This is a genomic window from Mesorhizobium sp. M7A.F.Ca.US.014.04.1.1 (assembly GCF_003998745.1).
Lineage (GTDB): Bacteria > Pseudomonadota > Alphaproteobacteria > Rhizobiales > Rhizobiaceae > Mesorhizobium > Mesorhizobium ciceri.
Genome location: NZ_RZRW01000197.1, coordinates 1 through 9,595 on the forward strand (window position 1 = coordinate 1; position 9,595 = coordinate 9,595).

At 63.3% G+C, this 9,595-nt stretch carries 8 protein-coding genes; 2 read left to right on the forward strand and 6 right to left on the reverse strand.

The features are described 5' to 3' along the window. Positions 1-295: 295 nt before the first annotated feature. Together EOA22_RS15155 and EOA22_RS15160 are read left to right on the forward strand one after the other, a co-directional pair. Complete coding sequence (locus tag EOA22_RS15155) at positions 296-973, forward strand: FCD domain-containing protein (protein WP_013529856.1); 678 nt, start codon at positions 296-298, stop codon at positions 971-973. Between the two features lie 42 nt (positions 974-1,015). After that, positions 1,016-2,563, forward strand: a complete 1,548-nt coding sequence (locus tag EOA22_RS15160; protein WP_063168895.1) for a GMC family oxidoreductase N-terminal domain-containing protein — start codon at positions 1,016-1,018, stop codon at positions 2,561-2,563. A 47-nt stretch (positions 2,564-2,610) separates the two neighbouring features. Here EOA22_RS15160 and EOA22_RS15165 read toward each other — a convergent pair whose 3' ends face one another. The 6 genes from EOA22_RS15165 to EOA22_RS15190 all read right to left on the reverse strand — a co-directional run. Next, complete coding sequence (locus EOA22_RS15165) at positions 2,611-3,363, reverse strand: GGDEF domain-containing protein (RefSeq protein ID WP_082826542.1); 753 nt, start codon at positions 3,361-3,363, stop codon at positions 2,611-2,613. A gap of 205 nt (positions 3,364-3,568) precedes the next feature. After that, a complete protein-coding gene (locus tag EOA22_RS15170; protein WP_127390060.1) occupies positions 3,569-4,219 on the reverse strand; it encodes a thermonuclease family protein in 651 nt (216 codons plus the stop codon). A gap of 33 nt (positions 4,220-4,252) precedes the next feature. After that, the gene (locus tag EOA22_RS15175) at positions 4,253-5,401 is read right to left on the reverse strand and encodes an ABC transporter substrate-binding protein (RefSeq protein WP_244514232.1); all 1,149 of its coding nucleotides are present in this window, start codon (positions 5,399-5,401) and stop codon (positions 4,253-4,255) included. Positions 5,402-5,541: 140 nt separating this feature from the next. Further along, positions 5,542-6,300 (reverse strand): transglycosylase SLT domain-containing protein, encoded by a 759-nt coding sequence (locus EOA22_RS15180; RefSeq protein ID WP_063170328.1) that lies wholly within the window; start codon positions 6,298-6,300, stop codon positions 5,542-5,544. A 32-nt stretch (positions 6,301-6,332) separates the two neighbouring features. After that, complete coding sequence (locus EOA22_RS15185) at positions 6,333-6,704, reverse strand: hypothetical protein (protein ID WP_027163714.1); 372 nt, start codon at positions 6,702-6,704, stop codon at positions 6,333-6,335. A 60-nt stretch (positions 6,705-6,764) separates the two neighbouring features. Beyond that, positions 6,765-9,595 (reverse strand): Ig-like domain-containing protein (locus tag EOA22_RS15190; protein ID WP_127390061.1); only part of this gene is annotated, 2,831 nt, incomplete at its 5' end.

The following is a 9,595-nucleotide window of genomic DNA, read 5'->3' on the forward strand; positions in this document are numbered from 1 at the left end:
ACGGCAGGGTCTTCGCTCAGCCGGTTCGCCAGCACGCAGCCGGCCGATCCCGCACCGACAATGACGTAGTCAAAGGTTTCGCCAGCCGGCATGCGTGATCCTCGGGAGAAAGACGTCTGCCGCGATGGCAACCGTCGACATGGGCAGTCAACCATCGCGCAACTGGTGTTGTCAACCATTGCGTACAGTTGTAGATTGGTTGAATTGGTTGAGTGCCGTCGAACAGGTTTTCGTGTCACAATATGATGTCGGGACGTTGAGTCGGCGGTCTGCCGATCGGACAGGAGATTTGGTTTTGAGCGCATTCGAGCCGCAGGTCGGACCATCTGATCTCGACGACATCATCGCCGCGGTCCGCCAGTTGCAGCAGGGCGGCGGCAAGCTTCCGTCCGAGCGCGATCTTGCGGAACATCTGAGCGTCAAGCGCCATCAGCTTCGCAAGGCGCTTGAAGTGCTGCGCCTTTCAGGCGACCTCAAACCGGCGCGCGCCAGGCGGGCGCCGACCGCCCTTCCGAGATATGGCGAGGAACTGGTCAGGGTAACCAATCCGATCGAGGTCCTGGAATTGCGCCTGATTATGGAGCCGGGCCTTGCCCGACTGGCGTCGCTGCGCGCCTCCTCTTTCGAGACGGCGCGGATCCTCGACGCGGCAACCACGCCGGAGAACGCCCCGTCGGGTGAGGTCGACTTCGCTTTCCATCTCGCGATCGTTGCCGCGGCCCGCAACCACCTCGCCGCGGAATTCTACAAGATGCTGCGCCAGGTCGGTGTCGATGCGCGGGTGAAGGTTGCGCGCACCGCGGCACCCACCTGCCCCAAGCGGATCGCCCACCGCGACGGCGAGCATCGCCTGATCGCCGAAGCGATCTCGCAGCGCGACCCCGAAGCGGCAGAGGCCGCAATGCGCGCGCACCTTCTGTCGGTGCAGAGACAGATCATGGAACGGTCGAATGCCGGCGCCTTTGCCGCGTGATCGCATCACCTCTGACATCGAGCCTGTGCGGGGAATTTCAAATTGAAACGTCATTTCGACGTGCTGGTCATCGGCGCGGGATCCGCTGGCTCGGTTGTTGCCAGCCGTCTCAGTGAAGACCGGTCGTGCCAGGTCGGCCTCATCGAAGCCGGGACGATGCCGGCCGATCCCGACATCGCCGACCCGCTGAAATGGACGATGCTCCAGGGCCGCGCCTACGACTGGAGCTATCGGACCGTGCCCCAGCCCTTCACCGCCAACCGCGTCCATGAATGGCCGCGCGGCAAAATCGTCGGCGGCTCGAGCTGCCTGCATGCAATGGCCTATGTGCGCGGCCATCCCGATGATTTCGACCCCTGGGTGCAAGCCGGCGGCGAGCGCTGGTCCTATCGGGGGTTGTTGCCGGGCTTCATCCGCAGCGAAGCCTTCACCGCTTTCGACGGGCCAACACGCGGCAAGAGCGGCCCGCTGGACGTCTATCTGCCGGACGCCGAGGTCAGTCCGGTCGTGCGTGCCTACATCGCCGCCGGGCGATCCATGGGGGCTCCCGCCCTGAGCGACCACAACAGCGGCGAGCTGGTCGGCACCAGCCCCAATTCACTCAACATACGCGACGGCAAGCGCCTGAGCGTCGCCGACGCCTATCTGCCGCCGCGGGTCATGGCGCGGCCGAACCTGACCTTGCTCGCCGGCCACGAGGTCGAGCATCTGGTGCTGGACGGCCACAGGGTCACGGGCGTGAGCGTGGTCTGCGAGGGCCAGACCAGAACGCTCTGTGCCGACCGGATTGTCCTTTGCGCCGGCGCCGCGTCCACGCCGCTCATCCTCATGCGGTCGGGCATTGGTTGCCCGGATACGCTGAAGCAGGCTGACATACGCTGCCTTGCCGATCGCAGCGAGGTGGGCCGCAACCTGCAGGATCATCTGCTGGCTCTTGGAAATGTCTACAGCACCAAAAAGCCGGTGCCGCCTTCCCGCCTGCAGCACTCCGAATCGCTGATGTATCTGCACAGCGACGACCCGATCCGCTCCATGGGAAGTCCCGATATCGTGCTCGCCTGCGTCGTCGCTCCGTCGGCGGCCGAGGGCCTGAATGCCCCGCTTTATGGCTCGGCCTTTACCATCCTTTGCGGCGTCACCCATCCGACAAGCCGCGGGCGCATCACACCGAGCGGGCCGGGCCGCAACGATGCGCCGGTCATCGATCCGCATTATCTCGAAACCGAACACGATCGCGCGACATTCAGGATGGCGTTGAAGCGGGCGCGCATGGTCGGCCATCATGAGGCCCTGGACGAATGGCGCGATACGGAGATCCTGCCAGGCGCACCGGTTCGGTCCGATGCCGAACTCGATGCTTTCATCGCCAGGGCTGCTTCCACCCATCATCATCCGGCCGGCACCTGCCGGATGGGTCTTGACACCGAGGCCGTCGTCGATCCTGACTTGCGGCTGAACGGCTTCGACAATGCCTTTGTCGTCGACGCCTCGGTGATGCCGGCGATCCCGAGCGGACCGATCAACGCGGCGATCGTCGCCATCGCCGAAACCTGGGCGGCGTCTTCTCGGGTTACCCCGCCGGCAGCGTGAGGGCGTCCGCGTCCGACAATTCCCCTGGCTCCGGTTCCCGGCGACTATCAGCTATGGAGATGCGTCAGCTCAAACGCGGCTCCGTCCTGGACGCCGGCCATGCGCTGCTCGGCGGACCGGAACATGTCCGCGAACTCCACCTGGTTCTCGAACACCACGCCGCCGACCTTGACCGTCAAGGCATCCTCGGTGCCTTTTGGCGCGAAATAGACTTGTGCGATGCGCGCCCTGATACGCTCGCCGATTTCCCTGGCTTCTGCTTCGGTCGCGCCGGCGAGGAAGACCCCGAACATCGACGTCCCCATGCGTCCAACCAGATCCTCCGCGCGCACTGACGATTGTATGGTTGAGGCTATGAGCCGCAAGGCTTGATCGCCCCATTCAAGACCAAAGCGCAGGTTGATGGACCGCAGATGCTCCGAATGGATGACCAGGAAGGCGCCGGATTTCGGCCCCGGCACCGACGGCCTTGCGGTTCTTTTTTCGACCATCGACGTGAAGACCGCTCCGTTCAGGCAGCCGGTCGTGGTGTCGAAGGTTGCCGACTTGTCGAGTTCCCGGCGATAGCGACGAAGCTCGATCTGTTTCAATCCAACGAACAGAAAAAGCGGAACACCAAGAACGACAGGCAACAGGATTGCCGTGACCATGCTGCGCCCAAATGGCGTCAGCGCCTCCGAGAACAGAAGCAGATAATTGAGACCGACGGAAACGCCCAGGATTGCAGCGGTTCCCAGAAAGGTCAGCAAAGCGACGCCTTTCCATGCCTGGTCGGTGGTGCTCGCCATAGTCTTTGTCACTGGCCGATCTCCTGTGGATGGGCTTGTATAAGGCCGGTGTGTTGCAATTTCAGTTTCAAGGAACATTGCAATTTAATCGATTGCGCGATGACCCCATCAAGGCTGCGCCCGTGGCGGTTAACAAACAAAACATCAGGGATTGAATGACAGCCTATTGTGCCGGGCCGAACATGCCCATCTCCGCGTCCCTGGCTGTCGCCTCCGCCTAGCCGTAGATGCCGCTCGGCAGCGCCGTGGCCCAGCCGTTGGAGACAAGCCAGGCGCCAACATCCTGCTTGCCCAGCCTGCACGGTGCGGCGACGGCAAAACGCTCGACGTCCGGCGGTACGAAACAGTGCAGCGCGCGTCCCCTCAGCCAGGAATTGAAAACGGCGCGGGCGCGTACGCCGCAAGGCCAGGTGACGTCATGAAACGAGCAGGAGCTGTCGAGATCGATGCCTCGCACTCCGCTGATGAACACCTTGCGGCCCATGGCTTCGAACATCGCCGATGATGTGACAACCGGGCGGTAGAGCAAGACCTCCCGCCAATCCCTGGGCATCGGCGTTTTCGGGGGCACGGCGAGACCGAGCTCGCTGAGCGGCGGACGGGGCTCGGCCCGTTCGATCTCAGCGGGATCAAGCCGTGGTGGAGCGATCAGGTCTTGAGCAACCTTGCGCGCCGGCTCCAGGCGTTGTGCGCCGGCAACCGGGGCAAACGGCCGGACAGGCTGCGTGTCGTCAACATCTGGCGACCGGGCACGGACAGGCTGATCGACCGAAAGCAACGCCCCGCCCTGAATGATCAGCAGGATCCCGGCCAGGAGCAGGAGGCTTCCAAGTGCGATCGCCAAGCGGCTGCGGCCCGGCCTGGCCATCAGCTTGAACAGGATCCCAGGGATTTGCGCCGGTCAGAAACCCGACGTCGATTTGGCAACCAGCTTGAGCGCACCTTTTTCAATCCGATAGAACGGCATCGAGCGTTGGCTGGATCCGTCGGCCCGAAACCGGAACAGGCCGGTCGACCCGCGAAAGCCGTTTGGATTCTCGAGAGTTTTTTTGCTGAAACCATCGGGCCCGACCGCGCTGGCAATCCCTGCCGTCAGGGCAACCATATCATAGGCGTAGGCCACATTGACGTCAGCCGGATAGTTGTATGTCGTCCTGAAGCGGTCGGCGATCGGCCCGGTTTCGCTTGGATCGAGCGTGGCGATAAACGCCCCCTCGAAGAGCGGATCCATGGGGTGCTCCAGCCAACGGTTCGTCCCGACGACGGAGATCGTCTTTCCCGGAATGCCCTTCGATTTGAGGGCGGCAAGGACAGGCGACGGACTGCCATTGCCGCTGGCGACGATGACGGCGTCGGGGGCGTCCACGAGTGAGCCCATTTCGTCGACCGTCTTCGCGCCGTCGCCGGCAGAATATCGGAGAGTGACCGCGAGCGCCGCGCCGTAGATGCTGAGGCTGTTTGCGACCCGCTTCTCCATGGCGCCGGCGTTTGGGCCATCCGCGACAAGCAGTACGAACTTCTTGCTGCCTTTCGCGGCCAGTCCCGCGGCGCCCGCGGCGGCGCTGTCCGCTTCGCCAAGGAGCACGGCATAGACCCCGGGGCCGCCGGCGAAATTGTCGGCGAGCGCCAGGACCGGTGGCCGCTTCGACCCCGACAGCGTGGCAATATGCTGGGCCGCCGGCAGCTCGGTCGGGCCGATGACGACTTTAGACCCCGTCGTAATGGCCGTAACCGCCAGTTTGCCGGCCAGTGCGCTGTCGCCTTTGGTGTCTTCTACCGTCAGCGCCAGCAATCCGTTGCCGATATCCGTCATCGCCAGCTTGGTCGCATCGAGCATCTTCCTGCCGTTTTCCCCGGCCGTTCCAGGGGCGGACAGCGGCAGCAGCATCGTGACTTTGGTCGAGCCGGTGCCCATCGACTGGGTCGCCTGGACGGGACCGGCGCCGGCGGCGCCGTTCTGCCCGGCAGGCGCGGTAACCGCCGCCGGATCGAGCACTTCGGACACGCCGCCCTTCGACTGGCAGCCCGACACGATCGCGGCGAGCGCCAAGGCGATTGCCCATGTCCGCGGACGGTGGACCTGTCGGCCAGCTTCCATGAATGCTCCACCCCTATGTGCCGCCGGATATTGTTCCCGGTCTGGTCTTCAACGCATGTTACGGCGGACTTGCAGTGCCGTCTGTAGTTCTTTTAGCCGCCGAAAAGCCTGCCTCTGAGCGCCCTGATCTGCCTTGCTTGCCCGGCACTTCGATAGTCGGCGCATTTCATGTATCGCGGCCCGGGCACGAACACGCGGCGCACGCAAACGCCCTTTCCCTGGGCAGGGGCTCCACCCTCCCCGCCTGGCGAAAACGCGGAAAAGCCGAATGTCGCCACCGGCAAGGGGCCGGTCACTTCGATCCCTTCCCTTGCCAGGATTGCCCGCGCACGCTGGCAGTAGCGGACTGAAAGGGCCGAGAACCGGCTTTCATTGTGCCCGGCGCGATACTTCATGACGGTGGTGCAGAGATCACCCGCGGCGAGCCTGTTGGCCTGTGCAAGATATTTGACCCCCAGCGCGATGTTGGCCGCCGGCGCGCTGAGATCGTCGAGGGAACCTCGAAAGCCGAGCATCCTGGCGGTCGCCGGCATCACCTGCATCAGGCCGACTTCGCCATCGGCGCCTTGCACGCCGGGATCGAAGCCGCTTTCGATCTCCATCACCGCATGCGCCAGCATCGGCTCCAGGCCATAGATCGATGCCTGGCAACTGGCAAACGCCTTGAAAGCCTGCCGGGTCCACTCCGTGGCAGTGTCACAGTGTGCCGGCCGCGTCAGGCTGGACGGCTGCTGTTGTTCCACAAAAGGCCGTTCCAGCCAGTTGGCGTGGGCCAGCGTGACAGTGAGGCCAAAGCCGACGAACGCGATCCCGCCTGCGATCGCCTTCGAGAATGATCCGGCGGCTGTCATGATGGCCAACAGGCGTGGGTTCGCCTATCCGGTCAGTGCATGTACTCGACCATGCGATCGTGAAAACACTCGCATTTGTTGAGGGTGTCTTCGTCCTTGTAGTTCGTCTTCAGGTAGCCGTAAGCCATGCCGCAGGCGACCTTGGCTTCCGATGCCCAGACGAAGACGGGCCGGGACGAGTTGATCCACTCCGAGCTGTTGGCGGCGGCGACCGACTCGTCCATCAGCTTCACCACCTGCTGCTTCAGATCGACGATGTTGTCGTTCAAGACCAGATTGGACGTGCCGACGACCCGGCAATAATCGCCTGTCGGACCTTCGATGATGTCGGCGGCATACCCCGTCGACCCGACTGCCAGCAACAGCGTCGCAGCGGAAACAAGCAGTCTTGCAGAACGTTTCATGTTTAGCTCCCCTAAATATTAGCGACGTATAACATAATCGCATGGTTGTGCGCTATGCCGTTAGACCAGGTTTGCGGTTGTCTGATGCTGGGTTATGCCATCGTCGTAGAGCAGCGTGATCGTGTTGGCAGCGGGCAGGTTCGTCAGCGTTGCCACGTCGACGAAGTTGGCGCCGCCGGTGCTGCCGTTGGCATCGACACTGAGCGTACCCGTCCCCGCATTGTAGTTCACGAAGTCACCGATATTGGCTCCTCCAGGCGCCGTGTCAAACAGGGCGGTCAGGTCAATCTTGTCGCCATGTCCTCCCACGCCGCTGAAATCAGTGATGAGGTCCTTGATGTCGATATTCTCAAGCCGGAACGTATCGGCGCCGGCTCCTCCGGTCAGGGTGTCCTGGCCGAGACCTCCTATGAGAAGGTCGTTGCCGTCGCCGCCGCTGAGCAGGTCGTTGCCGGCTCCGCCGCTGAGGAAGTCATTGCCGCCCCGGCCGACGATGACGTCATTGCCGCCATTACCGCTGAGCTGGTCGATACCGGACGTTCCATAGATCTGGTCGGCCAGCGTTGGGTCACCGTTCACCGTGATCCCGGGATCACCAGGATTGTGCGAGAAGAAGGAGAAATTGACGGAGCGGGCCTGCCAACTGCCGCCATCATTGTCGAAGTAGGACAGGGTCCACGAGTCTCCGGCTGCCGGCGGATGCGCGATCAAGTAGCTGGCAAGCGTCGTAGCGGTGGCATTGCCTGCGCCATCGAGAAGGAAGATGTGATCGTAGTCGACCGTAGCCTTCATCTGACCCGTGGCCGGATCGTAGAACCAAGTCTGCTCGAAGGTCCCAGCGGTCAAATCGTCTTCTACTGCGGCGAAGTGATTGGTGCCAATTCTGATCTCGACCTGAACCTCCTGTTCACGATGCGACCCTGCGCTACTATCTCCGAACGCACCTGGGTTTCGCTCTGAAGGGTCAATCGGCGTATCAATCGGCGTCTTTTGGAAATCGGTATAGACGACGACAGTTGCGCTGTGAGGATCCGCCAATATCGCGTTTACCGTCGCTTGCGACAGAGCAAGCGTCGTGACCTGATCATTGCCCGACGTCAGCGGACTGCTGCCATCGCCAATCTGCGACGTGTCGCTGGGCAGGCTGGTCGGCGGCACTTCGTGGATGCCAACAGTCTGTGCAACGTGAGTGTGCCCGTCATAGACATCCAGCGACAGGTTGTTGTTGACCGTGTCAGTTTGCAATGCGGTCGGCCGATAAACCAGATCGTCCAGCAGGTTGATACCGCCGGACGGATTATACAGCACCGTGCCGGCTGTCAGGGCGATATAGGTCACGCCGTTGAAATAGAACGTGCCGGTGGGGATCGTTCCCGTAGCGGTGACGATGAGGTTATCCCCGTCCGCATCCGTCGGAATGGAGACCAGCAGCGGATACCCATTCGGATAGCTGGGCGTGCTCAAGGTCTGCTGCGCCGGGTCGCTCGACATCCAGTTCTGAGTGTTCGCGACTACGGGCGCGTCATTGATGTCCGTCAGGTTGATGGTCAGCGTCGTCGTCGACAGGTCGCCGTCACCATCCTTGATGGTGTAGACGAACACGTCCGTGGTGTTCGCGTTGATGCTGTGGGCCGTCGACTGGTAGGTGTAGGAGCCGTCGGCGTTGAGATGCAGCGTGCCGTGCAGGCCGGCAATGTCGGTGTTGACACCGGTCGTCACCGCCGTTGTCGTGTTGCCGCCCGCAGCCCGGACGCCGTCGATCGTGGCACCATCTGCCCCGGCCACGTCGTTGATCAGAACGCCGGCCGCAGCAGTCACGGTCAGCAGCGCGCCTTCATTGACATTGCCGCTGTCGGCATGGGCCGTCGGCACGTCGTCGGTGACGTCGATGGTGATGGTGTTGGTGATCGTGTTGCCGTTGGCGTCGGTGGCCTGGTAGGTGAAGGTCTCGACATTGTTGACGGTGTTGGTGCCGTTGTTGGCGTCGGCGCCGTCGACCGGCGAGGTCAGCGTGTAGCTGTAGGTGCCGTTGGCATTGAAGGTCAGCGTGCCGTGCGCGCCGATGGCGTTGCTCACCAGTGCGTAGGTGTAGGGCCCGGTGCCGCCCGATACATTGTCGGCGACCGTTCCGGCGATGGTCTCGGCGGTGCTCGACGGGTTGCTGCCGATCGGCAGCGCCGCCTCGTTGACCGTCAGGTCGTCGTTGGAGACGGCAAGGCCGCTGTCCGACAGGTTGATGGTCAGGGTCGTCGTCGACAGGTCGCCGTCGCCGTCCATGATGGTGTAGACGAAGGTCTCCGTTGCGCCTGCCGGCGGAACCACGTTGGGCAGGCCGTCATAGCTGTAGCTGCCATTGGCCTGCAGCGTCAGCGTGCCGAAGCTGCCGTTGATCACCGTGTTGACGCCCGTCGTCACCGCCGTCGTGGTGTCGCCGCCCGCAACGCGGACCCCGACAACGCCGCCGCCCGCCGCCGCACCGTCGGCGCCGAACACGTCGTCCGTGCCGTCGCTCAGCACGTTGCCGAGCACGATCCCGCCCTCGACAACGCTGTTGGTGTCGGCATGGGCCGTCGGCACGTCGTCGGTGACGTCGATGGTGATGGTGTTGGTGATCGTGTTGCCGTTGGCGTCGGTGGCCTGGTAGGTGAAGGTCTCGACATTGTTGACGGTGTTGGTGCCGTTGTTGGCGTCGGCGCCGTCGACCGGCGAGGTCAGCGTGTAGCTGTAGGTGCCGTTGGCATTGAAGGTCAGCGTGCCGTGCGCGCCGATGGCGTTGCTCACCAGTGCGTAGGTGTAGGGCCCGGTGCCGCCCGATACATTGTCGGCGACCGTTCCGGCGATGGTCTCGGCGGTGCTCGACGGGTTGCTGCCGATCGGCAGCGCCGCCTCGT

What these genes read in the sequence shown, in the direction of transcription:
- EOA22_RS15170 (WP_127390060.1), bottom strand. Translation starts at nt 4,219, where the DNA reads ATGGCCAGGCCGGGCCGCAGCCGCTTGGCGATCGCACTTGGAAGCCTC.
- EOA22_RS15180 (WP_063170328.1), bottom strand. Translation starts at nt 6,300, where the DNA reads ATGACAGCCGCCGGATCATTCTCGAAGGCGATCGCAGGCGGGATCGCG.
- EOA22_RS15185 (WP_027163714.1), bottom strand. Translation starts at nt 6,704, where the DNA reads ATGAAACGTTCTGCAAGACTGCTTGTTTCCGCTGCGACGCTGTTGCTG.